Origin of the sequence: Pseudomonas huaxiensis, from assembly GCF_003231275.1 — a bacterium.
In the GTDB taxonomy this organism is placed as follows: Bacteria; Pseudomonadota; Gammaproteobacteria; order Pseudomonadales; family Pseudomonadaceae; genus Aquipseudomonas; species Aquipseudomonas huaxiensis.
This window is the reverse complement of sequence record NZ_QKVL01000168.1, coordinates 1-503: the sequence shown is the minus strand read 5'-3', so window position 1 is coordinate 503 and position 503 is coordinate 1. Positions and strand designations below refer to the sequence as shown.

The window sequence follows — 503 nt, the reverse complement described above, 5'->3', positions numbered from 1 at the left end:
CCCACTGGAAGGACTGCTACCGGGGCGAGCAGAACAGGTCCATGCCAATCTGCGGATCCAGCGCGAGCAGGAGCGGGACTACCAGAACGCCCTCAGCGTGGCGGCCGGTCGCCGGGCCCCGCCGCCCTGTTGCAAGACCTTGCATATCAGCCTGTTCTTCGACGGTACCGGCAACAACCTGAATCGCGACCTGTACCAGGTGAGCACGCCGTGTCCAACCAATATCGGCAGGTTGTTCCGCGCCTCTGTGGGCGCAGGTTACGCCGGGGGCACCGGCCATAGCGGGCGTTCCGGTGAACTGACCGATCCGCTGGGAACCGGTGATGGCCAGTACTTCAAGTACTACATCCCGGGGGTGGGCACCGCGTTTCCGGAGGTCGATGACCTTGATTTCGGTACGGCGGGCCTGGTTGCCGCAGCGGGTGGAGAGCGGCGCATCAACTGGGGCCTGCTGATGATCATCGACGCCCTGCGGCTTTCCCTTGGCCTGCCGCGCCTGAACG

The 503-nt window shown here is 65.2% G+C and carries 1 pseudogene; it reads left to right on the top strand.

From position 1 onward, the window contains the following. Positions 1 to 503: pseudogene (locus tag DM374_RS32745) on the top strand (DUF2235 domain-containing protein); the annotation flags it as partial.